This window comes from Mesorhizobium sp. GbtcB19 (genome assembly GCF_019091085.1).
Taxonomy (GTDB): Bacteria; Pseudomonadota; Alphaproteobacteria; order Rhizobiales; family Rhizobiaceae; genus Mesorhizobium.
The window spans coordinates 1-418 of the sequence record NZ_JAGXJY010000127.1 but is presented as its reverse complement, the minus strand read 5'-3'; the positions used below and the strand labels follow the sequence as shown (position 1 = coordinate 418).

Annotated in this window: 1 protein-coding gene; it reads left to right on the top strand. The window is 29.7% G+C overall.

The window, feature by feature from the left end:
- On the top strand, positions 1 to 418 hold a 418-nt coding region (locus KVT37_RS31905; RefSeq protein ID WP_217578981.1), incomplete at both ends, for a DEAD/DEAH box helicase family protein.

Sequence of the window (418 nt, the reverse complement as noted above, 5' to 3'; positions counted from 1 at the left end):
TGGTTTAGCAGGTAGTGGTAAAACTATATTAATGGTTAAGAAAATGGCTTATCTGCATTATAAAGATCGAGATAGAAAGATAGCATTTTATTTGTTCAGTAATTCTCTTAGACAAACCATATTGAGAATGTTTAAACAGTATTATAAAGATTACGACAGATATGGTGAACCAGATTTTAGTAAAATTGATATTTTCCATAGTTGGGGTGGAGTATATAAAAAAGGATTCTATTCTGAAATAGCCCAATATTCTAATCGACCAACTTTATCTCTAGGAGATGCCAATGGAAAAAAAGCCTTTAAGGAAGATCCATTTGAATTTGTGTGTAGAGATATTATTGAAAATGTGAGCGATCAAAATTTAGGTTTATATGACTATGTGTTTATAGATGAAGCACAAGATTTTAAAATCAATTTC